General features: G+C 62.9%; 25 protein-coding genes and 1 riboswitch. Of the genes, 14 read left to right on the top strand and 11 right to left on the bottom strand.

All coding sequences use genetic code 11. The features are described 5' to 3' along the window. The first annotated feature begins 2 nt into the window (after positions 1–2). The 3 genes from IPK59_15775 to IPK59_15785 all read left to right on the top strand — a co-directional run bounded on the left by IPK59_15775 (position 3) and on the right by IPK59_15785 (position 2,001). The gene (locus tag IPK59_15775; protein ID MBK8160156.1) at positions 3–1,166 is read left to right on the top strand and encodes a DNA alkylation repair protein; all 1,164 of its coding nucleotides are present in this window, start codon (positions 3–5) and stop codon (positions 1,164–1,166) included. Between the two features lie 220 nt (positions 1,167–1,386). After that, positions 1,387–1,596, top strand: a complete 210-nt coding sequence (locus IPK59_15780) for a cold-shock protein (GenBank protein ID MBK8160157.1) — start codon at positions 1,387–1,389, stop codon at positions 1,594–1,596. Between the two features lie 177 nt (positions 1,597–1,773). Next, positions 1,774–2,001: a hypothetical protein gene (locus IPK59_15785; GenBank protein MBK8160158.1), complete on the top strand. Its 228-nt coding sequence runs from the start codon at positions 1,774–1,776 to the stop codon at positions 1,999–2,001. Between the two features lie 118 nt (positions 2,002–2,119). On the opposite strand, the gene IPK59_15790 is transcribed toward IPK59_15785, so the two are convergent. The 3 genes from IPK59_15790 to hppD are packed head-to-tail and all read right to left on the bottom strand — an operon-like array spanning position 2,120 to position 4,757. Next, a complete protein-coding gene (locus tag IPK59_15790) occupies positions 2,120–3,124 on the bottom strand; it encodes a fumarylacetoacetate hydrolase family protein (GenBank protein ID MBK8160159.1) in 1,005 nt (334 codons plus the stop codon). Beyond that, complete coding sequence (locus IPK59_15795) at positions 3,121–3,672, bottom strand: VOC family protein (GenBank protein MBK8160160.1); 552 nt, start codon at positions 3,670–3,672, stop codon at positions 3,121–3,123. The genes IPK59_15790 and IPK59_15795 overlap by 4 nt, the downstream gene beginning before the upstream one ends. Positions 3,673–3,683: 11 nt before the next feature. Beyond that, positions 3,684–4,757 (bottom strand): 4-hydroxyphenylpyruvate dioxygenase, encoded by a 1,074-nt coding sequence (gene hppD, locus IPK59_15800; protein MBK8160161.1) that lies wholly within the window; start codon positions 4,755–4,757, stop codon positions 3,684–3,686. Between the two features lie 109 nt (positions 4,758–4,866). Between hppD and IPK59_15805 the strand changes: the two genes are divergently transcribed. Beyond that, positions 4,867–5,661, top strand: a complete 795-nt coding sequence (locus IPK59_15805; protein MBK8160162.1) for a helix-turn-helix domain-containing protein — start codon at positions 4,867–4,869, stop codon at positions 5,659–5,661. Positions 5,662–5,834: 173 nt separating this feature from the next. Then, complete coding sequence (locus tag IPK59_15810; protein ID MBK8160163.1) at positions 5,835–6,167, top strand: hypothetical protein; 333 nt, start codon at positions 5,835–5,837, stop codon at positions 6,165–6,167. Here the strand turns inward: IPK59_15810 and IPK59_15815 are convergent, their stop codons facing one another. Genes IPK59_15815 through IPK59_15825 form a run of 3 tightly spaced genes read right to left on the bottom strand, consistent with a single transcriptional unit; the run spans position 6,168 to position 7,397 of the window. Beyond that, complete coding sequence (locus tag IPK59_15815) at positions 6,168–6,638, bottom strand: molybdenum cofactor biosynthesis protein MoaE (GenBank protein MBK8160164.1); 471 nt, start codon at positions 6,636–6,638, stop codon at positions 6,168–6,170. Positions 6,639–6,645: 7 nt separating this feature from the next. Further along, positions 6,646–6,897, bottom strand: a complete 252-nt coding sequence (gene moaD / locus IPK59_15820) for a molybdopterin converting factor subunit 1 (protein MBK8160165.1) — start codon at positions 6,895–6,897, stop codon at positions 6,646–6,648. Continuing rightward, positions 6,894–7,397, bottom strand: coding sequence for a PAS domain-containing protein (locus IPK59_15825; protein MBK8160166.1), 504 nt, complete (start codon positions 7,395–7,397; stop codon positions 6,894–6,896). Before IPK59_15825 ends, moaD begins: the two co-directional genes overlap by 4 nt. A 139-nt stretch (positions 7,398–7,536) precedes the next feature. Here IPK59_15825 and arsC point away from each other — a divergent pair, with 139 nt between their 5' ends. Next, a complete protein-coding gene (arsC, locus tag IPK59_15830) occupies positions 7,537–7,884 on the top strand; it encodes an arsenate reductase (glutaredoxin) (protein ID MBK8160167.1) in 348 nt (115 codons plus the stop codon). Here the strand turns inward: arsC and IPK59_15835 are convergent. The 4 genes from IPK59_15835 to IPK59_15850 all read right to left on the bottom strand — a co-directional run bounded on the left by IPK59_15835 (position 7,881) and on the right by IPK59_15850 (position 10,652). Next, positions 7,881–8,282 carry a hypothetical protein gene (locus IPK59_15835; protein MBK8160168.1) on the bottom strand — a complete coding sequence of 134 codons (402 nt, stop codon included), beginning with the start codon at positions 8,280–8,282 and terminating at the stop codon, positions 7,881–7,883. The two genes, arsC and IPK59_15835, sit on opposite strands and share 4 nt — an antisense overlap. Next, on the bottom strand, positions 8,279–8,551 hold the full coding sequence (locus IPK59_15840) for a hypothetical protein (GenBank protein ID MBK8160169.1): 273 nt from the start codon (positions 8,549–8,551) through the stop codon (positions 8,279–8,281). Before IPK59_15840 ends, IPK59_15835 begins: the two co-directional genes overlap by 4 nt. 116 nt (positions 8,552–8,667) lie before the next feature. Beyond that, on the bottom strand, positions 8,668–9,429 hold the full coding sequence (locus IPK59_15845; protein ID MBK8160170.1) for an SDR family oxidoreductase: 762 nt from the start codon (positions 9,427–9,429) through the stop codon (positions 8,668–8,670). An 89-nt stretch (positions 9,430–9,518) separates the two neighbouring features. Then, on the bottom strand, positions 9,519–10,652 hold the full coding sequence (locus IPK59_15850; protein ID MBK8160171.1) for a hypothetical protein: 1,134 nt from the start codon (positions 10,650–10,652) through the stop codon (positions 9,519–9,521). Between the two features lie 254 nt (positions 10,653–10,906). After that, positions 10,907–11,138, top strand: a riboswitch (cobalamin riboswitch). 64 nt (positions 11,139–11,202) lie between these two features. On the opposite strand from IPK59_15850, the gene cobU reads away from it, so the two are divergent. The 5 genes from cobU to IPK59_15875 all read left to right on the top strand — a co-directional run bounded on the left by cobU (position 11,203) and on the right by IPK59_15875 (position 18,845). After that, positions 11,203–11,721, top strand: coding sequence for a bifunctional adenosylcobinamide kinase/adenosylcobinamide-phosphate guanylyltransferase (gene cobU, locus IPK59_15855; protein ID MBK8160172.1), 519 nt, complete (start codon positions 11,203–11,205; stop codon positions 11,719–11,721). Positions 11,722–11,756: 35 nt separating this feature from the next. After that, positions 11,757–12,827, top strand: coding sequence for a cobalamin biosynthesis protein CobW (cobW, locus tag IPK59_15860; GenBank protein ID MBK8160173.1), 1,071 nt, complete (start codon positions 11,757–11,759; stop codon positions 12,825–12,827). Between the two features lie 3 nt (positions 12,828–12,830). Continuing rightward, positions 12,831–16,568: a cobaltochelatase subunit CobN gene (gene cobN, locus IPK59_15865; protein MBK8160174.1), complete on the top strand. Its 3,738-nt coding sequence runs from the start codon at positions 12,831–12,833 to the stop codon at positions 16,566–16,568. Further along, complete coding sequence (gene cobO, locus IPK59_15870) at positions 16,565–17,179, top strand: cob(I)yrinic acid a,c-diamide adenosyltransferase (GenBank protein ID MBK8160175.1); 615 nt, start codon at positions 16,565–16,567, stop codon at positions 17,177–17,179. Before cobN ends, cobO begins: the two co-directional genes overlap by 4 nt. A gap of 220 nt (positions 17,180–17,399) precedes the next feature. Continuing rightward, the gene (locus IPK59_15875) at positions 17,400–18,845 is read left to right on the top strand and encodes a cobyric acid synthase (protein ID MBK8160176.1); all 1,446 of its coding nucleotides are present in this window, start codon (positions 17,400–17,402) and stop codon (positions 18,843–18,845) included. On the opposite strand, the gene IPK59_15880 is transcribed toward IPK59_15875, so the two are convergent. Further along, positions 18,834–19,808, bottom strand: a complete 975-nt coding sequence (locus IPK59_15880; protein ID MBK8160177.1) for a cobalamin biosynthesis protein — start codon at positions 19,806–19,808, stop codon at positions 18,834–18,836. The genes IPK59_15875 and IPK59_15880 overlap by 12 nt on opposite strands. A gap of 92 nt (positions 19,809–19,900) precedes the next feature. On the opposite strand from IPK59_15880, the gene IPK59_15885 reads away from it, so the two are divergent. The 3 genes from IPK59_15885 to cobM are packed head-to-tail and all read left to right on the top strand — an operon-like array spanning position 19,901 to position 21,469. Beyond that, a complete protein-coding gene (locus IPK59_15885; GenBank protein ID MBK8160178.1) occupies positions 19,901–20,296 on the top strand; it encodes a GFA family protein in 396 nt (131 codons plus the stop codon). A 9-nt stretch (positions 20,297–20,305) separates the two neighbouring features. Beyond that, positions 20,306–20,704, top strand: a complete 399-nt coding sequence (locus IPK59_15890) for a cobalamin biosynthesis protein (GenBank protein ID MBK8160179.1) — start codon at positions 20,306–20,308, stop codon at positions 20,702–20,704. Positions 20,705–20,710: 6 nt separating this feature from the next. Further along, the gene (gene cobM / locus IPK59_15895) at positions 20,711–21,469 is read left to right on the top strand and encodes a precorrin-4 C(11)-methyltransferase (protein ID MBK8160180.1); all 759 of its coding nucleotides are present in this window, start codon (positions 20,711–20,713) and stop codon (positions 21,467–21,469) included. The last annotated feature ends 2 nt before the right edge of the window (positions 21,470–21,471 follow it).

A 21,471-nucleotide genomic window follows, 5' to 3' on the forward strand; every position in this document is an offset into this window, starting at 1 on the left:
ACGTGGCCGAGGCACTCAAGGAGATCTTCAACGCGGCGGCGGTAAGCTGGCTCGGTGAACGTCTGAGTGCCGCTTGGCCGGACTTTCCAGGGGCGAAGTTCAAGAAGGCCATCCTCGCCGACCTGCCATCGCTTGAACTGAAGGCGCGCATCGAGCGCATCGCTCTTGAGATGCAGCGGCAATTGCCGCCGGATTTCAGAAAATCGATCAAGATCGTTGCCAAGGCCCTGGGTGCGCCGCCACCTGCGGGAGATGGCACCGATTTTGGGAATTTCCGCGTCTGGGCCTGTCACCGCTTTGTCTCGCTGGCGGGGCTCGACCATCCCGATCTGGCGCTCGACTATTTCGCCAAGGCGACGCGCCACTTCTCCGCCGAATTCGATATCCGGCCCTTTCTCCAGCAGGACCAGGATGGCGTGCTGATCGTCATGCAGGGATGGGCGTCGAGCCGGGATTGGCGTGTGCGGCGCCTTGCCAGTGAAGGGGCGCGGCCGCGCCTTCCCTGGGGGCTGCGGCTGCAGGGACTGGTGGCGGACCCGACACCGCTCTTTCCCATCCTGGAGATGCTGCGCGATGATCCGATCGAGGCCGTACGCCGGTCGGTCGCCAACAACCTCAACGATATTGCCAAGGATCATCCGGATCTGCTGGTGACTTATCTGGAGCCCTGGCTCAAGGCTGAGGCGCGCAGGCCGCTGGTCCGCCATGCCCTTCGCCATCTGGTGAAACAGGGGCATGTCGGCGCATTGAGCCTCATGGGGGTGGATCACACCGCCGACCTGCGTGTTGCCAAACTCACACTCGATGCCAGGCGGGTGGCGATCGGCGGGTCGATCGGCATCGCCGCAGAGTTCACCAATGCCGGCTCGACGCCTGCGTATGCCATCGTCGACTACGCCGTGCATCACCTCGGCGCGCGTGGCGAAGCTCAACCGAAGGTCTTCAAATGGTCGACGCTGACCCTGGCGCCAGGTGCCACCGTGGCGCTGTCACGGCGCCATTCCCTGAAGCCCGTAACGACGCGTCGTTACTATCCCGGCAGCCACTTTATCGACCTCAGGATCAACGGCCGCGTGCTCGCAAAACAGGGTTTTGAGCTCCTCGCAGGTCCGGATTCAGACAAAAAGCCGACCCCAGGGACGTTTTCGGGTCGTTATCGCCGATAAAAAAACTATTGATAACAATTATTTAACTAAAAGGGCGCGACGGGTTGTCGCCTTTCTTCTTGCGTCTTTGGCAAGATTTTCTATCTTAGGGCTGTCATTCTGCTTCGTGCTGCCGACCTGCTACGCCCTCCGGGTGCCCAGATCGCGTCATATCGAGACACAGTCTGATGCGTTGCTCATGGGGAGCGGCGCCACCCAACTAGTTACGTGGAGGACAGCAATGCCCACCGGCACTGTCAAATGGTTCAACAGCACCAAGGGTTACGGTTTCATTCAGCCGGAAAACGGCGGCCCGGACGTTTTCGTCCACATTTCGGCCGTCGAGCGCGCTGGTCTCGGTACTCTTAACGATGGCCAGAAGGTCTCGTACGAAGAGCAGCGCGACCCGAAGCGCGGCAAGACCTCGGCCGAGAATCTCAAGGCCGTCTAAGGTTTCGTTTAGCGCCGCTTCAGGCGACGCTTGCGACGATGGGGCACCAGGAAACTGGTGCCCCATTGCTTTTCCAGGCCCACCGCTGAGCAGGCCTGGCATTTACACCAATCGGGTTCGTCCGTGCCGCTCTTGCGGCCGCGCGCATTTGCTCAAGCCAGAAATTGGAGTTTCCCCGTGGCGCGCAAGAAACCAGCCGTCGATACCAGTTCGGTCCTGTTCGACGTGATCTACGAAGACGGTCGCCTGACCTCGAACCGCAAAGTACCGGGTTCGGAGCTTGGCGGCTTTGATGGCGACACGCCGGCAAAGACCTTCATTGAAGAGCAGGATCGCAAGATCGCCGAAATGTCCGGCCAGTCGCGTGGCAAGATCAAGTCGATCAAGCGCTCACCGAACCAGTAAATTGGCGCATTCGCGAGCTGTCGGTGCGAAGGGCGTCAGAGCGAGCTCGCTAGAAGCTCCCTCGCCCCGCTTGCGGGGAGAGGGTCGGGGTGAGGGGCAGTTCTCGTTGCCCGCGCCCTTACGCCACCACTTGGTCGATCGCGCCGAAGATCGACGCGCCTGCCGCATCCAGCATCTCGATCCGCACTCGGTCGCCTTTCGCGAGGAACGGCGTGACGGCAGCGCCGCTCGCAATCGTTTCCACCATGCGCCGTTCGGCAATGCAGGAATAGCCGCGCCCGTCTTCATTCACCAGTTTGCCCGGCCCGCCATCCGCATCGCGGTTGGACACCGTGCCCGAGCCGATGATCGTGCCGGCGCAGAGCGCCCGCGTCTTGGCGGCATGGGCAATCAAGGTCGGGAAGTCGAATGTCATGTCTGTCCCGGCATCGGGCCAACCGAACAGCGTGCCGTTGAGATAGGAACGCAAAGCCAGATGCAGGCGCTTGCCGTCCCAGGCCTTGCCCAGTTCATCGGGCGTCACCGCGACCGGCGAGAAGGCCGATGCCGGCTTTGACTGGAAAAAGCCGAACCCCTTGGCAAGCTCTTCAGGAATGAGGCCACGCAACGACACATCGTTGACCAGCATGACCAAGCGGATCTGTCCCGCGGCAGTTTCGACACTGCAGCCTGGCGGGACGTCACCGGTCACCACCGCCACCTCTGCCTCGAAATCGCCACCCCAGCGGGGATCGGCAAGGGGGATCGGATCGTGCGGGGCAAGGAATCCATCGGACCCGCCCTGATACATTAAGGGATCGGTCCAGAAGCTTGCCGGAAGCTCTACCCCGCGTGCCTTCCTGACCAGCGCCACATGATTGACATAGGCCGAACCGTCCGCCCATTGATAGGCGCGCGGCAGCGGCGACAGGCAGGCCTTCTGATCGAAGGCTACGGTCCCGTCAAGCTGCCCATCTTTCAGACGTTGCGCATAGGCCTTCAGAACCGGTTCCGCATGCACCCAGTCATCGAGCGCCATCTGCAAGGTCGCGATCTCCGTGACCGGCAGGGCGCGTATCAAAGCGCCATCCACGACATGCAGCGCACCGTCGCGCCGACCATTCCTCAGCGAGGCCAGCTTCATGTCTTCACACTGCCGTCATGCAGCCAGTTGGCATGTTTTGGGGCTCGTTTCGTGCGCGACCATTCCTCCAGCATCGGCCATTTGACCTCGTCGAGGCGGCGCTTCATTTCCGCGGTCTGGGTCTCGCAGGCAAGCTCAATGCGGTGGCCGTTGGGGTCGAAGAAATAGATCGACAGGAACAACGTGTGATCGATCGGGCCGATCACCTTGATCCCCGCACTCTCCAGCCGAGCCTTGGCGGCGAGGAGATCAGCCTCGCTCTCGACCTTCAGCGCCAGATGCTGCACCCAGAGTGGCGTGTTGCGGTCACGGTCCATCTCGGTCTTGGTCGGCAATTCGAAGAAGGCGAGGATATTGCCGCCGCCCGCATCCAGAAAGACATGCATATAGGGATCCGGCTCCTTGGTGGAGGGCACTTCGTCCTCGGCGATCGCCAGGACGAAATCCATGCCGAGATGCTTTCCGTACCACTCAACCGTTTCCTTGGCGTCGCGGCAGCGATAGGCGACGTGATGGACGCCGTTCAGCTTGAAGCTGGGCGCGTTCATGGCAGCCTCCTTCATTTCTGGCCGATTACGCGGCGTTCGACCTGCTCGCGTTCGATCGAGCGGAACAAGGCGGCGAAATTGCCCTCGCCAAAACCCTCCTCGCGTTTCCGCTGGATGATCTCGAAGAACACCGGTCCGAGCAGCGTGGTCGTGAAGATCTGGATGAGGATGCGCGGATCGTTGTTCTCGGTGCTGCCGTCGATCAGCAGGCCCCGCGATTGCAGGGCGCCGACATCTTCGCCATGACCTGGCAGGCGTTCTGCCAGCATGTCGTAATAGGCGGCAGGTGGCGCCTTCATGAAGGGCACACCGTTCTGGCGCAGGCGATCCACCGTGCCAAAGATGTCGTCGGTGGAGAGCGCGATGTGCTGGATGCCTTCGCCATTGAAGCGCATCAGGAATTCCTCGATCTGGCCGGTTTCTTGCGAGGCCTCCTCATTCAGGGGGATGCGGATGCGGCCGTCGGGTGCAGACATGGCCTTGGAGTGAAGGCCGGTATACTCGCCCTTGATGTCGAAATAGCGGACCTGGCGGAAGTTGAACAGACGCTCGTAATAGCCGGCCCAGAACGCCATGCGGCCTTTATAGACATTGTGGGTCAGGTGATCGATTGCAGTAAGGCCCAGGCCAACCGGATGCCGCTCATCGCTCACATAGCGGAAGTCGATGTCATAGATGCTGGCACCCGGTGCATATCGGTCGATGAGATAGATCGGCGCCCCGCCAATACCCTTGATCGCCGGCAGCTTCAGCTCCATCGGCCCAGGCGCGATATCGATCGGCTGCGCTCCCCGGCGCAGCAGTTCGGCATAAGCCTGATGGGCATCTGCCACGCGGAACGCCATGCCGCAGGCGGATGGGCCGTGTTCCTCGGCAAAGTAATGGGCGAGGCTGGTCTTTTCCTGGTTGAGGACGAAATTGATCCCACCCTGGCGATAGAGCCGGACGTTCTTTGAGCGGTGCTGCGCCACCTGGGCAAACCCCAGGCTCCGGAAAACCAGGTCGAGCTGCCCGGGATCCGGGGCCGCGAACTCGACGAATTCAAAGCCGTCGAGACCGATTGGGTTGCCGTTGTCGACGTTCATCCGCGCGCTCCCAGGATTTCCAATGTCTCACCAACACCTGACCACCAAGCTAGGATCCGCTGGCGACCGGGCCTAGACAGTTGTGTCACCTGGTGAAACACTATCCTTCATGATCAAGACCAATCGCAGCCTTGAGCGGGGGTTGCTGCTGCTCGACATCCTGGCGCGCCGCGGTCCCAATACCCTGGCCGCTCTGGCGCGCCATGCCGATCTGCCCAAAGCAACCGCCTATCGATTGCTGCGGACGCTGGTCGAGCAGGGCTGGATCTATCGCCGTCACAATGATGGCCGCTATGTTCCGACCCTCCCCAGCCCGATCGTCGCCGTGCAACCAATCTTGGGCGCCGCGGTCGCCCGACTGGCGTTGCCGCAGCTTGTGGCGCTCAGCCAGGCCACTGGTCTTGCTGCCGACCTCACCTGGGTCATCGAAGATGGTGTTCTGGAAGTGATCGAATCGACCCGCCAGCCGGGCGCTGGCCATGTCGATCCAAAGGTAGCTGGCTTCCGCCCTTCACTGGCCTTTTCCGCTCCCGGTCGTGCCTTGCTGGCAGCCAGCAGTGCTGATGTTGCCGCCCGGCATCTGCAACATCTCATGCGCACTGACTCCCCTGCCGAGCGCCATGCCATTACCAGCGGGCAATTGGCGGCGGAGATCGAAGCCACCCGCCAACGCGGATATGGTGTGCGTGCCGCGGGCTATTGGCCGGATTCCTCCGATTATGGCGCCGAGCCGATGGACATCGCCGTCGCGCTCATGATCGGCGGCACGGCTGCGGGTTGTCTCAGCCTGGTTTGGCCCGGCGCAGAGCACAGGGCGGAGGAAATGGCGCGGCTCCATCTGGCCGAGATGCGCGCTGCAGCGAGGAAGGTTGCCGACAGCGTCGCAAAGCTCAAATCGGCCTGACCGGCGCGCTGAGACCGGCAATCAGGGAAGAGAGATTCTGTTCCTAATCAGACGATTATCTTGGCCGCGACGATGCATGGCTCTTCCTATAAACCAATTCCTAACCATCTTGAGGCAGTGTGGAGACACCGAGATCCCCGGCATGTGCAAGGGGACTCAGGAGAGGTTTCAGAATGCAGGCCCCGAACGCCCAGTCACTGCCACGACTGACACTCAAAAATATGCATGTGATGGTCGACCGCAAGGTGCATCCCATCATCAACATGAACATCCAGGACGTGCTCATTGGTGGCATGCCTGATTGGATGGCGGTCGGCCAGCGTGTCGAATTTTCATTCGTCATTACGCTGAAGGATTGGGAGCGCAGTCTGCCGACCTATGGCGTGGTGCTGAAGAATGACTCTGGCGGGCTGGATGTCCGCTATACGCCGCCGACACCGAGTTGGCGCAACATTCTGATGAAGTTGGTCACCGACGAGGCGCGTGCGGCGCCCGTCAGGAAATAATCAATCCGGTTTCGTCTCGATCGCCCATTTGGCGGCGGCGGCATCGTCGCTGCCCTTGGCGGCGACCCAACGTTGTTCGCTGCCATCGTCCTCGAGTTTCCAGAACGGTGCCTTGGTCTTGAGCCAGTCGATCAGGAAAGCGCAGGACGACAAGGCAGCTTCGCGATGCGCCGAGGCGGTCGCCACAAGCACGATCCGGTCGCCTGGCATCAATCGCCCAAAGCGATGGATGATGAGGCATGCATCGAGCGGCCAGCGTTTCACCGCCTCCCCGGCAATGGCTTCAAGCTGCTTCTCGGTCATGCCGGGATAGTGCTCCAGCGTCATGCTCGATGTTGCGGCCAGAGGCCCAGCGATATCGCGTACCAGCCCCGTGAAGCTCGCGATTCCGCCGATCTGGGTGTTGCCGGCGGAGAGGGCTGCAAGCTCGGCCCCGATATCGAAATCTTCCGACTGCACCTTAATTGTGATCATGGCATCAGCCGCCCGTCACCGGCGGAAACAGGGCAACTTCGTCGCCCGGCTGCAAGGCATGATCAGCGGCGACATACTCCTGGTTGACGGCAACCTTGACGACACTGCGCTCCTTGAGCGCAGCCGCGTAATTGGGGCCGCGCGATCCCAGCCAGTCAAGCAATTGACCGACATTTCGCACATCGGGCGGCAAAACGACTTGTTCTTCGGCCGTGCCGATCTTGGCCCGGATCCAGGCAAAATAAAGTAGCTTCATGGAACATCATTTAGGACGGCCGAGGGCTCACGTCCAGATTCTTCCGCGTTCAGCCACAACTCACGAAAATGATCCGGTTGACCGGAGATGAACTCGTAATAGGCCAGCAGAAGCAGATGCGATACGCGCGTCTGATCGTCGGACAAGGCAAGGCCCAGGCGCCGTACCCGTCTCGACAAGCGCGGCTGGATATGGGCCGAGGCGTCGAGAAAATGACCATGACCCAGGTCCGCCATGCGATTGAGCGATTCGAAGATTCGGCCAGAGTGATGGCCCCAATCCAGATTCTCGAGATACTCGCCTGCCAGGCTGCGGCCGTAGATGCGTTCGACCTGGGTACCTGCCAATCGCACGCGCAGGCGCGCTGCTTCGCTGCCCGACGGTCGTGGGATCACTTCTATGATCCAGACGTTGGGGAGCAGCATGGGGATGTCACTTGGGTCGATATCGACACGGGCGGCCCAACGATTCGCGCCGCGTTTGCCCTCGACATAGTTCAACAATCGACCAAAACGTGGGTCGCACGGCAACGCGGTCAAATCCGTGATGTCCGGTAGTGAAACTGGCAAGATGCCTCCGGCGCCGCTAGGCTGGGTGGATCCCGAAACAACGGCACAGGAAGATCAGAGGTCGCCTCGCATGCCTATTACGATCTATCATAATCCGAATTGCAGCACGTCGCGCAAGGTGATCGGCATGTTGCGCGAGAAGGGCCACCAGCCGCACGTGATTGAATACCTAAAGACCCCGCCCAGCGTTGCTGATCTGAAAAGGATACTGAAGGCCATGGGCGCTGCGCCGCAGGACATTGTGCGGCGCAAGGGCGACGCCTATGCAGCATTGGGTGATCCGGCCGACATGGATGCTGAGGCCTTGCTGGCAAGGATGGTGGCCGAACCCGTGCTCATCGAACGCCCGATCGTCGTCAGTGGCAGCCGCGCCGTCCTCTGCCGACCACCCGAGCGGGTTTGGGATGTGGTGGATTAGGCGACGCGCTGCGTTGCTGCGCCGCGATCAGGCAGCAGAAAGATGCGCCGCGCCAACGGGTCTGCCAGGCGCTCTGGTGTGTAGAAGGCGGCGAGCGGCTGGCCTGTGACAAGGTCAAGGTTGTGCGCTTCGAAATTCGGCCAGTCGGCCGCCGGTTCGCACGCCATGCGCTCGTTGATCAATGTCATGAAGGCAACGGTGATGGTCTCATGATAAAGGTCTGCTTTGCCGATACTTGCAGCAAGGGCCTTGATCGCCCGGCGCATGGCGCCAAGCGCCTCGGCGAAATCGTGGCGCTGAAGATAAAGAAAGGCGGCGCGCACATGTGCCGCATGCGTGAATGCGGCAGCCGGAATTCGGCAGCTTTCCAGGGCAGCGAGGAATTCGTCGTCGCTCATCTTTCGTCACCGGCAATGTTGCGCTCTTCGAGGCGATGGCTCGCCTCTGCTGTAAGTGTCAGGCCGTAGACTTTCTTGAGGTCGGCAATCTGCCGCACGGTCGCTGGGTCGAAGGCACATTTCCCCTCGAAGGCGTGCAGTGTCATGCCCTCGATCAGGTCGCCGAGCGAGATATCCTTCAACTCAGCGACGGCTTTCAGGACCTTGAGCAGGCGTTTCTCCAGCCGCATGCCGGTCTGAACGCGTTCGATTGGTTCCAGGGGCGGCATGGATGTTCGCCTCGACTTGGCCATTGATCTCTCCAATTCGGTACAATGTTACCAAGGTACCGAATTGGAGTCAACGAGGCACTGCGCTAGCGGCCGGCATGAAGGCCTTGGAGTGCTCAGCGAATGACCAGACCGCCGTCGACGTGAAGGACCTGGCCAGTCATGTAGCGCGCAGCGGGCGAACAGAGGAACGCAACCGCCGCTGCGATATCGCTGGGTTTGCCGAGATCGCCCATCGGAATGCGCGCTTTCAGCCGCTCCCATTCCTCCGCCGACAAGGTCTGTTCGCCGCTGTCGCTGTCCTTGGCGATGAGGCCTGGGGCGATGGCGTTGACGGTCACGCCATCTGGCGCCAGTTGCAGGGCCAGCGATTTGACCATGGTCTCCAGCGCGGCCTTGGCGGCGGCCGAGGCGGGGAAATTGAGATAACCCGGCAGGAAGAGATGTGCGTTGTGAGTTGAAATTGCGACGACGCGGCCGCGGGATCCGGCCGCCTTCAGATATGGCAAGGCAGCGCTTGAGAGAGCGAAGAATCCGCCGGCAATGACAGCATAGGCATGATCGAGTTCAGCCCGGGTCAATGTGCCAATGAGTGGGCGCAGCGGAAACCCCGCATTGGCCACCAACACGTCAAGTCCACCAAAGGCTGCGACGGACATTTCCACCAGGCGTGTGCCAGTGGTCGGGTCGGCGAGATCACCCAGGGCAAGCAATGTTCGCGCGCCTTTGGCCTCAATCTCTGCCGCCACTTTCTCAATCCCGGCGCGATTGCTCCTGGTATGGAGAACGACATTTACATTGGGCGCCGCCATCGCGCGCGCCGTGGCGGCGCCGATACCGGACGCTGCTCCCGTGATCAGAATCGATGTTGCAGTCACTTTGCCCCCCTAGCTGGAAAGCAAAGCTGGCATGACTTCATTCTGTCAGCAAGTTGGGGTTTCCGTAACGGCGGCAAGGCCCTTGCGGTTCAGCGGACCTTGGGCAGCGTCAAGGTGATGGTTGTTCCGACATTGGGAACAGACTGAATATCGAGTTTGCCGCCATGCAGTTCCACCAGCGATGCAACGATCGGCAGGCCGAGGCCCGTGCCGACCTGGGCATAGGGGCTCTCCGTCGCGACTTGACCGAAGGGCTGCAGGGCAATCTTGATCTGATCGGCTGTCATGCCGATGCCGGAATCGGCGATATCGATCACGATGTTACCTTGCTCCTGATGTGCCGTGATCATCACCATGCCGCCGGCGAAGGTGAATTTGATGGCGTTGCTGACGACATTCATCATCATCTGCCGCAGACGGCGGCGATCTGCTACCAGGGACAATGGTGAACGGCCGAGATCAACAACGAGCTGTACGCCACGTTTTTCCGCCATGGGCGCCATCAACTGCACCGATCCGTGGATCAGCTCCTTGAGTTCGATCGGCTCCAGGGTCAGTTGCAGTTCGCCCGCCTCGACTTTCGACAGGTCGAGAATATCGTTGATCAACGCCAGCAGGTGAGTGCCGGCCTCATGGATGTTCTTGGCATAATCCTCGTACCGATCGACACCTTGCGGCCCGAACACCTGGTCGGCGATGACCTCCGAGAAGCCCAGGATGGCGTTCAAGGGCGATCGCAGTTCATGGCTCATGCGGGCCAGGAAGTCGCTTTTGGCCCGGCTGGCGGTGATGGCAACCTGGCGCTGACTCTTGAGCTCGCGGTTGAGCTGCGCCGTGGCCGCGGCCTGCGTGCGCAACTGTTCGGTCGCCTGTGCCAATTGCACCTCGCGCGCTTTCTGCGCCGAGATGTCGACAACCGACGCAACCACGACGTCATCGCCATTGTAATCTGCGATCTGACCCGAAAGCAGGCCCCAGAACCGGCGACCTCGACAGGTCAATAACTCGATTTCCAGGTTGAGGACTTCACCATCCTGCCGTAACCGGCCGATCAGCTCCGTGCGGGCTTGCGGGTCGGCGTAGTAGCCCTCTGTCAGGCTGGACTGGTTGTTGTCCTCGGGCCATTCGAACAGCCGTCGGGCAGCGGCGTTCGCATAAAACACTTCCGATCTGGCCAGATGGGTGATCACGACCGGCGTCGCCACGACGTCGAACACAGTCAATCCGCTCGCCGACAGGGAGGACCCAAGTCGCGGAAAAGCACTGCTCGGCCGTAAGCTGCGATCGTTCGAATTGGGCAAGATTTCTCCGCTCGCCGTTGAAGGGTGCTGCGACATTTAAATAGATAATCTGAACCAGATTGACAGCGGGTAAATAAGAATGGGTAAATATTATGCTCAGATATCATCCTATGGTGTGCATTCCTAGCCGCTGAACTTCAGTAATTCCTACTGAAGCAATAGGGGAAACAAAACCCCGCTGGCAATGCTGCATCGCTTTGGATAGGTTGGCGCCCGATCGCAGTGAGGGAAGCCGGTCAGCTGTGGAGACACAGGGATTCCGGCGCTGCCCCCGCAACTGTAGGACCGTTATCTCAATTGTTGATTGGGATGCCGCGGGTTCAAGGCCACTGGCTGGTGACAGCTGGGAAGGCGACCCCGCAGGAACAGGTCGAGCCAGGAAACCTCGGCGATCAGTCGACTTCGGCAACGACCTCGGAGGGAGGCGCGCGTCATCTTGTCTACCCAAGCGAAAGCCGTTGGCTCCAGCCTGATTACCCCGCTCCCGGCCATCACCTTGGTGCTGGGCGGCGCGCGGTCGGGCAAAAGCCGCTATGCGGAAGAACTGCTCGACCGCCACACAGGCGCCCGGACTTATATCGCCACCGCCGAAATCCGCGACGCCGAGATGGCGGAACGCGTGAAGCTGCATCGCGACCGGCGCGATCCCGATTGGCGGCTGGTTGAGGAGCCGCTGGCGCTCCCTCAGGCCCTTGTGTCGGAAACAGAGAAGGGCGCGGCGGTCCTGGTGGATTGTCTGACGCTCTGGCTCACCAATGTGATGCTGGCGGAACGCGATGTCGTGGCGGAATGCGCCGCCCTCGAACAGGCGCTCGGCCAATGCGGCGGACCGATCATTTTTGTGGCCAATGAAGTGGGCCTTGGCATCGTGCCCGACAACAAACTGGCGCGCGATTTCCGCGACCATGCCGGGCGGCTCAACCAGCGCCTCGCGGCCCGCGCCGATCATGTGCTGTTCGTGGCGGCGGGCCTGCCGCTCATTTTGAAATAACGACGCCGAGCGCGTCAGCGGATCAAGGAAACATCATGTCCATCACAGCAGCCAAGACCGCCGGGAAAATTCCCGCCACCATCGTCACCGGATTCCTGGGTGCCGGCAAGACCAGCCTCATCCAGCATCTCCTCAAGAATGCCGGCGGCAAGCGCCTCGCTCTCATCATCAACGAGTTCGGCGAGCTTGGCGTCGATGGCGAAATCGTCAAGGGCTGCAAGATCGAGGGCTGCCCGGAGGAGAACATCGTCGAACTGGCCAATGGCTGCATCTGCTGCACCGTGGCCGATGATTTCCTGCCCACCATCAAGGCGCTCCTCGACCGGCCGAATCCGCCCGATCACATCGTCATCGAAACGTCCGGTCTCGCTCTGCCGAAACCGCTGGTGAAGGCGTTCAACTGGCCGGAGATCCGCACCCGTGTCACCGTGGATGGCGTCATCGCCGTGGTCGACGGTCCGGCGGTGGCGGCAGGGCGCTTTGCCGATAACCCGGCCGCGGTCGACAACCAGCGGAAGATGGATGAAGGCCTCGATCACGACAGCCCCTTGGCTGAATTGTTCGAAGACCAGATCAACTGCGCCGATCTCATCATCGTCAACAAGGCGGACCAGATGTCGGGGGCCGAGCACGAAGCGGCACAGGCCCATATCATCAAGGAATTGCAGCGCCCGGCGAAGATGATCACCGCCCGCTTCGGCGAAGTCGATCCCCGCGTGCTGCTGGGGCTGGATGCCGCCGCCGAAGACGATCTCGCCCAGCGTCACTCGCATCATGAACTGGAAGGCGAGGATCACAACCACGACGATTTCGAAAGCTTCCACATCGACGTCGCCGAACTGGGTCAGCCGCAGGATTTGCTGGCGAGGCTCATTCCCGTCATCGAACAGCATGATATCCTGCGCGTGAAGGGCTTCCTCGCCGTCGCCGGCAAGGACATGCGCCTGGTGTTGCAGGGTGTCGGCAACCGCCTGCAGCATTATTACGACCGGGCCTGGGAAGCGTCGGAAGGCCGCCGCGGCCAGATCGTCATCATCGGCCTGCAAGGCCTCGACCGCGCCGTCATTACGGCTGCTCTCGCAACGCCGCTCGGCAAAGCCGCCTGATCCATGCATCTCCTCGCCGCCAAACCCGGAACCATCAGTGACGGCGGCGAGGCCGTCGATCTCGGCCAGTCACCGGCCGAGATCGTGGTGCTGAGTGCGGCGGATACGGAATTGGCAGCCCTCGCCGCGGCGCATGCGGCCCTGCCCGAACCCAAGCCGACTTTGCGCCTCGTCAATCTGCTGCAGCTGCAGCACAACATGTCGGTCGATCTCTATCTCGACCAGGTGATTGCCGATCCCCGGTCGCCCGCCAGGCTGGTGATCCTGCGTCTCATCGGCGGTGAGCGCTATTGGCCCTATGGCGTGGAACAATTGGCCGCCATCACTGCTACGCATCACATCCAGTTTGCCTGTCTCTCGGGTGACGACCAGCCGGACAGCGAATTGTCGCGTCGCTCAAACATTGATGACGAGGCAGCGCACCGCCTGTGGCAGTTCCAGGTCCATGGGGGCCGGAGCAATGCGGAAGAATTTCTGAACTATGCCGCGAGCCTCATCGGCTATGACACGGTCTGGCAGGAACCGCGGCCCTTGCTGCGCGCCGGCCTCTATTGGCCGGGCGCCTCGGTGCTCAGCCTCACCGATCTCGCGCCGCATTGGCAGGAAGGCGCACCGGTCGCCGGCATCGTGTTCTACCGCGCCCTCCTGCAGGCAGGCACGCTGGCGCCGATCGATGCGCTGATCATGGCGCTCGCTGCGCGCGGCCTCAACCCGATGCCGATCTTCGTCAACTCGCTGAAGGAAGCCGTGGCGGCCGACCTCATCCGCTCGCTCTATGCCGAGACGTCGCCGGACATCACCCTCAATTGCACCGGCTTTGCGATCTCGCAGCCGGGTGCGGTGAACTTCTCGACACCGTTCGACGGCGCCGATCATCCCGTGCTGCAGGTCATGCTGTCGAGCGAGAGCGAGGCGCAATGGCAGACCAGCCTGCGCGGCCTATCTCCGCGCGATCTTGCCATGCAGGTGGCACTGCCGGAACTGGATGGCCGCATCATCACCCGCGCCATCTCCTGGAAATCCGCCGCGCGCTATGACGAGGCGACCCAATGCACCATCGTGGCGCCGCAGCCGGTCGAAGACCGCGTGGCCTTCACCTGTGACTTGGCCGCTAATTGGGTAAAGCTGCGGCGGACAACAGCGCCCGACCGGCATGTGGCGCTGATCCTTGCCAACTACCCCAACCGTGATGGCCGCATCGGCAATGGCGTCGGCCTCGACACGCCGGCCGGCACGATCGAGGTTTTGCGCGCGATGAAGGGCGCCGGCTACGGGGTTGCAGATATTCCGCAGGATGGCGAGCAGTTGATGAACCGGCTGCTGGCGCGGCCCGCCGGCGCCTTCCGTCTCACGGGTGCCGACTACGCCGCCTTCTTCAGCACCCTGCCGGCCGCGATGCAGGCGGCAGTCATCACGCGCTGGGGTGCGCCGAAGGATGACCTGCTCTACAAAGATGGTGCCTTCGACCTGCCGCTGATGTCATTGGGCCAGGTGGTGATCGGCATCCAGCCGGCACGCGGCTACAACGTCGATCCGACGACCAGCTATCACGATCCCGATCTCGTCCCGCCCCATGGCTATTTCGCCTTCTATGCGTATCTCAGGCGGCAGTTCGGCGCCCATGTGATCGTGCATATGGGCAAGCATGGCAATCTCGAATGGCTGCCGGGCAAATCCCTGGCCCTCTCCGCCGATTGTTATCCGGAGGCGATCTTCGGTCCCCTGCCGCATCTCTATCCCTTCATCGTCAATGATCCGGGCGAAGGCGCCCAGGCCAAGCGCCGCGCTCAGGCTGTCATCATCGATCACATGACACCGCCGCTGACGCGCGCCGAAAGTTATGGCCCGCTGCGCGACCTCGAACGATTGGTCGATGAATATTTCGAGGAGAGCCAGGTCGACCCCCGGCGCTGCCTCGATCTCAAGCGCCAGATTCTCGACCTCGCCATATCCAGCGGCTTGGCCGCCGATTGCGGCGTGCTGCCGACGGATGATACCGATGCGGCCCTCGCCAAGCTCGACAACCATCTCTGCGAGTTGAAAGAAGCGCAGATCCGCGACGGACTGCACATCTTCGGGAAGGCGCCGGAAGGTGCCATGCTCGATGAATTGCTGGTGGCCCTCACACGCCTGCCGCGCGGCAAGGGCGATGGCCGCAGCCAATCGCTCATTCGCGCGCTGGCCGCCGACCTTGATCTCGGCCTCGATTTCGATCCGCTGAACACGAAGCTGGGGGATCCCTGGCGCGGCCCCAAGCCAGCCGCCCTGCAGAAGGTCAGCGACGATGCTTGGCGCCTGGCGGGCGACACGGTCGAGCGGTTGGAGATTCTGGCGCTGGGTCTTGTCTCCGGCACCCACGAGATCACCGCCGATTGGCCGCGTACCCGCGACGTGCTCGGCTTCATCGATGAAGATCTGCGCCCCCGCGTCGCCGGCTGCGGCCCGGCCGAGATCAGCGCCATCCTGCGCGGCCTCGACGGACGCTTCATCGCCCCCGGCCCCTCCGGCGCGCCGACGCGCGGCCGCCTCGATGTGCTGCCCACGGGGCGCAACTTCTATTCGGTCGACACGCGCTCAGTGCCGACGCCGACCGCCTGGGCGCTGGGCTGGCAATCGGCGCTCCTGGTGCTCGACCGTCACCGCCAGGAACATGGCGCCTGGCCGAAGGCCATCGTGCTCTCCGCCTGGGGCACGGCCAACATGCGCACCGGTGGTGATGATATCGCCCAGGCCCTGGCGCTCATGGGCGTCAAGCCGACCTGGGATCCCGGCGGATCGGGCCGCATCGCCGGATTCGAAATTCTGCCGCTCTCTGTGCTCGACCGCCCGCGCGTCGACGTGACCCTGCGGGTCTCCGGCTTCTTCCGCGATGCTTTTCCGGCACAGATCGACCTTTTCGATTCAGCGGCGCGCGATGTGGCAGCGCTCGATGAGCCGGACCATCTCAATCCCCTGGCGGCGCGCGTGCGCGGCGAACGCCAATCCCTGATGGCCGACGGCATGTCGGATGTCGATGCGACCCGCCGTGCCGGCTACCGGGTGTTCGGCTCGAAGCCAGGCGCCTATGGTGCGGGTCTGCAATCGCTCATCGACGAAAAGGGCTGGACCGAGACCGGCGATCTCGCGCGGGCCTATCTTGCCTGGGGCGGTTACGCCTATGGACAAGGGTCGAGCGGCGAAGCGCAGCAGCAGTTGTTTGCGCAGCGCCTGACGGGTGTCGAGGCGGTCCTGCATAACCAGGACAATGCCGAACACGACCTTCTCGACAGCGACAATTACTACCAGTTCGAAGGTGGCCTGGCCGCGACCATCAAGCATTTGACCGGCAAGCGCGCCGTCGTCTGGCACAACGACCATTCGCGGCCGGAGGCGCCCAAAATCCGCGCCCTCGACGAAGAAATCGCACGCATCGTGCGTGCCCGCGTCGTCAATCCGAAATGGATCAGCGGCATCATGCGCCACGGCTACAAAGGCGGCTTCGAACTCGCCGCCACGGTCGATTACCTCTTCGCCTTCGCGGCCACGGCGGATTGCGTGGCGGATCATCATTTCGACGCGGTCTTCGACGCCTATCTGGTCGATGACGAGGTCCGCGCCTTTCTCGAACGGCACAATCCGGCGGCGCTCAAGGACATTGCCGACCGGCTGCTGGAAGCGCAGACGCGCGGCCTCTGGCAGGCAAAATCAAACTCGGCCTGGCTGCGCCTGCATGCCTGGGCGACAGGGAGCGAAGCAGCATGACCGAGCAACTCGACAGCGACCACCAGCGCGCCAATGAAAAGGCTGCCCGCCGCAAGGAAGCCCGCGACCGCATGATGGCGGAGAAGACCCGCGAGAAGGGCCTCATCATCGTCAACACCGGCAAGGGCAAGGGCAAGTCCACGGCCGCCTTCGGCATGGTCATGCGCTGCATCGGCCACGGCATGAAGGTGGGCGTCATCCAGTTCATCAAGGGGAAATGGGATACCGGCGAACGCACGGTGCTCGAGCGCTTCCCCGACCAGATCGAGATCAAGGCGCTGGGCGAAGGCTTCACCTGGGAAACCCAGGACCGCGCCCGCGACATCGCCTTCGCCCGCGCCGCCTGGGATGAAGGCAAGCGCATGATGCTTGATCCCAGCTTCCAGTTCGTGCTGATGGACGAGATCAACATCGCGCTGCGCTACGACTATCTCCCGGTCGAGGAAGTGGTCGAGTTCCTGAAGAACAAGCGCCCCGACCTCCATGTCTGCGTCACCGGCCGCAACGCCAAGGACGAAATCATCGCCATCGCCGATCTGGTGACCGAGATGGAAATGATCAAGCACCCGTTCCGCGACGGCGTGAAGGCGCAAGCGGGGATCGAGTTCTGAGGGCGGTGAGCGTTGTGCAGTCGATAGACCCCCTGACCCTGACCCTCTCCCGCGAGGGGAGAGGGGATGAGATCGCGTTGGCAGTAATGCGCCAGTTCCAACTAGTTCGATATTGCCGAGCGCGCACCAAGCCCCTCTCCCCTCGCGGGAGAGGGGTTGGGGTGAGGGGGGCCGACAAGCTCGCTCCCATCGTGCGCGCCCCATGAAAACACCCACCATCATGTTCCAGGGGACCGGCTCCGACGTCGGCAAATCGATGATCGTCGCGGGCCTCGCGCGCGCCTTCACGAATCGCGGCCTCAGGGTGCGGCCGTTCAAGCCGCAGAACATGTCGAACAACGCCGCCGTCACCGCCGATGGCGGCGAGATCGGCCGCGCCCAGGCGCTGCAGGCGCGCGCCGCGCGGGTGGCAAGCTCGGTGCACATGAACCCGGTGCTCCTCAAACCGCAGAGTGATGTCGGCTCCCAGGTCATCGTGCAGGGCAGGATCTTCGGCAATGCCAAGGCCGCGGATTATCACCGGCTGAAGCCGCAATTGCTGCAAGCGGTCCTCGACAGTTACCAGCATCTGGCTGCTGAGGCCGATCTGGTCCTGGTCGAGGGTGCTGGCTCGCCGGCTGAAATCAATCTCCGCGCTGGCGACATCGCCAATATGGGCTTTGCCGAGGCTGCCGATATTCCGGTGGTGCTGGTGGGCGACATCGACCGCGGTGGCGTCATCGCCAGCATCGTCGGCACCCTGCAATTGCTGGCGCCGGCGGAAGCCGCGCGCATCAAAGGCTTTCTCATCAACAAATTCCGCGGCGATCCAGCACTCTTTGCCGACGGCATGAAACTGATAGGAGAGAAGACGGGTCTTGCCGCACTCGGCCTCGTGCCGTGGTTCAAGGGCGCCGACCGCCTCCCGCCGGAAGACGCCGTGGCCCTCGACAGCTACCGCGCCAACACAGCGGCACAGATCAAGATTGTCGTGCCGCAACTCCCGCGCATCTCGAATTTCGATGATCTCGACCCCTTGCGCGCCGAACCCGATGTCAGCGTCGAACTGGTGCGCCCCGGCCGCGCCTTGCCCGGTGACGCCGATCTCATCCTGCTGCCGGGCTCGAAGGCCACCATCGCCGATCTCCGCGCGCTCTATGACACCGGCTGGGATATCGATATCCGCGCCCATCACCGCCGCGGCGGTGCGATCCTCGGCCTATGCGGCGGCTATCAGATGCTGGGCAAGCGCGTCGAGGATCCTGGCGGCATCGAAGGGCCCAAGGGCGGCATCGACGGTCTGGGCCTCCTCGATATCGTGACGACGTTGACCGCCGACAAATCTCTCATTGAGGTGCGCGCCCGCGCGTTCGGTCAAGATGTCCATGGCTATGAAATGCATGTCGGTGTCAGCGATGGCGCTGATTGCGCCCGGCCGTTTCTCACCATCGGCAACCGCCCGGACGGCGCGGTTTCAGTGGATGAACGCGTCATGGGCTGCTACGTCCACGGTCTTTTCGCCGCAGATACTTTTCGCCACGCCTTTCTTTCTCGCCTGCGTCCGCGCCCTGAAACAGGCATCGCCTATGAGCTGGGCGTTGAACAGGCACTCGACGATCTGGCGGCGCATCTGGAGCGCCATGCCGATCTGGATGCCATGCTGGCGATCGCTCGGTCAGGCAACTAGCGCTACCACCAACACACCCAACCCCAGCACCGCACAAGCCCGCCAATAGAGCCGCAGCGACTGCCGGATGTCGGCCGCGGTCAATTGCCAGCGCCCGCCATCATTCATCCAGGGGTCCGACACCAGCCGGCCGTGATAGCTGCGCGGCCCGGCGATGGCAAAGCCCAGCGCACCCGCCATCGCCGCTTCCGGCCAGCCGGCATTGGGCGATTTATGGCGCTTGGCATCGCGCCGGACAGCGCGGATCGCAGCCGCCGGGTTGGCGCCGCGCAGGACCACGGCGGCCACGATCAGCAACACCGCCGACAAGCGCGAGGCCGGCAGGTTCACCACATCGTCCAGCCGCGCCGCCGCCCGGCCGAAGTCGAGATGCCGCGGCGTCTTGTGGCCGATCATGCTGTCCATCGTGTTGATGACCTTGTAGGCGAGCATACCGGGCAGTCCCAGGACCAGCCCCCAGAAGATCGGTGCCACGATCCCATCGGAGAAATTCTCGGCCAGGCTCTCGATGGCGGCGCGGGCGACACCGCCTTCGTCGAGCGCCTCCGGATCGCGCCCGACGATGCGGGCGACGGCAATGCGCCCGCCCTCCAGTCCCGAGAGCTCCATGGCCTTGGCGACGTCGGCCACATGGTGATAGAGGCTCTGCTGGGCGATGAGCGTTGACATGATCAGGCCCAGCCACAGCGGGCCGAGGGGCAGCGACAGCAGCGCCGCCTGGATCGCCCAGCCAAGGCCCAATGCCAGACCCGTCAGCGCAAGGGTGACGGCGAGGCCACGCGCCTTGCGTCGCGCGGCCGGATCGCTCTCCCGGTTGAACCGGCGGTCGGCCCATGCGATGACAGCACCGATGGCGACGATCGGATGTGGCAGCCGGCGATAGAACCAGGCCGGCTCGCCCAAGAGGGCGTCGGCCAGGACGGCGATGAGGAGGGCTGCAGGATGAAGGAATTGGTCGAACATCAGATCGCGATCCTGCCGATTGCCGCGCGAACGTCAAGCGTGCCGGCGCCGCCGATGCTCGAATTCGCGCCACTGCCAGGGGAGAGATCGCGATGACCCGGCATGAAGGGGGCTGCTTGTGCGGTGCGGTCCGGTTCGAAGCCTTGGGGACACCCCGCTCGGTCTTTCATTGCCATTGCTTTTCCTGCCGCCGGCAGACGGGGGCGGCGGTGGCGAGTTTCGCGGCCTTCCAGGTCAGCGGCACGTTCCGCTGGACCAAGGCCGAGCCCGCCGCCTATGCATCGTCCCCCGGCGTCATCCGGAAGTTCTGCGCCCATTGCGGCACGCCGCTCAGCTACCAGGCCGAGAAGTATGTCGACGAGATTCACCTCAGCATTGGGTGCTTCGAGCCCGCCGGCGATCTGATCTCCGTCGCGCATTGGCATGTGGAGGAGAAGCTTCCCTGGTTCGAGACGGCGGATGATCTGCCGCGCCATCACGGCGAATAGGCACATCAGATGGCGGCCACGCATTTTCTGGGTATCGGCCATGAGACCCGTGCAGATCCGGCAGCGGCCATGGCACTGGTGCAGGATTGCTGCCGGCAAGTCGGACTGACGCCCGGCGAGATCGCACTGATTGCCTCGCTCGAGTCGAAGGCGGCAGACGACATCATTGCCGGCCTCGCGCGGCATTTCGGCTGGGCGGTGCAATACTTCAGCGCGGCCACCCTTGAGGCCGAGACGCCAAGACTGCTCAACCCGTCCGATGCGGTCTTCCGGGCTGTCGGCTGCCATGGGGTTGCCGAAGCCGCCGCCTTGGCCGCCGGTGGACCAGAGGCCATCCTTCTTCTGCCCAAGATTAACGGTGACGGTGTCACCTGCGCCATTGCCCGGCGCCTCGACCATGGGCGATAAAGGGCCATGAGCATCGTTCATTTCATCGGCGCCGGCCCAGGCGACCCGGACCTCATCACCGTCAAGGGAAAGCGCCTCATCGAGCAGGCGCCGGTGGTGCTGTATGCCGGATCGCTCGTGCCCCAGGCCATCGTTGCTCTGGCGCGGAGCGATGCCCGCGTGATCGATACCGCCCCCCTGCATCTCGACGAGATCATCGCCGAGATGAGCCGCGCCCATGAAGCTGATCACGACGTGGCGCGGGTTCATTCCGGCGACCCCTCGATCTATGGTGCGATTGGTGAGCAGATGCGCAGGCTGGATGCACTGGGCATCCCCTATGATGTCATTCCCGGCGTCCCCGCCTTCGCCGCTGCCGCCGCCTTGCTGAAGACGGAGCTGACCCTGCCCGGCATCAGCCAAAGCATTGTCATCACCCGCGTGCAGGGCGCGTCTTCGCCGATGCCACCGCGTGAGGATTTGGCGACCCTCGGTGCCGCTGGCGCCACGCTGGCGCTGCATCTCTCCGTCAAAAGCATGGCCAAGGTGGTGCGCGAGCTCACGCCGCATTACGGTGCCGACTGTCCGGTGGTGGTTGTCTATCGCGCTTCCTGGCCTGACGAAGCCGTGCTCCGCGGGACGCTCAGCGACATCGAAGGCAAGCTTGTCGGCACAGACATCGCTCGCACGGCGCTTATCATGGTCGGTCGTGTCTTCGGTGGCGGCACGTTCAACGACAGCCAGCTCTACAACGCCAGTCACCAGCATCTGCACCGGCCGGCCTGACG

Source organism: Rhodospirillaceae bacterium (assembly GCA_016712715.1).
Lineage (GTDB): Bacteria > Pseudomonadota > Alphaproteobacteria > Dongiales > Dongiaceae > Dongia.